A 214-nucleotide genomic window follows, 5' to 3' on the forward strand; every position below is an offset into this window, starting at 1 on the left:
AGCTGAATCAACGCAGTAGGCCGAGGCTCTTGGCCCGCGCCACGGCCTGAGTGCGCCGCTCGACGCCAAGCTTGCTGTTGATGTGGCGGGCGKGGGGTTTTTCCCTGTGCAGGGGCTGTCTCTTTTWCACATCYCCCAGCCCACGRNGACGAACCGAGCGAKCTCGTWTGCCGTCTTTTCGTTGAAAAAAAAAAAAATAGGGCAAAACGTATTC

1 pseudogene is annotated in these 214 nt (G+C 57.5%); it reads right to left on the bottom strand.

Annotated features, from left to right (window positions below):
- Positions 1-7: 7 nt before the first annotated feature.
- A pseudogene (locus ACQ4LH_RS21865) lies at positions 8-112 on the bottom strand (hypothetical protein); the annotation flags it as partial.
- Positions 113-214: the final 102 nt, after the last annotated feature.

Origin of the sequence: Pseudomonas peli (assembly GCF_050563605.1) — a bacterium.
Classification (GTDB): domain Bacteria; phylum Pseudomonadota; class Gammaproteobacteria; order Pseudomonadales; family Pseudomonadaceae; genus Aquipseudomonas; species Aquipseudomonas peli_A.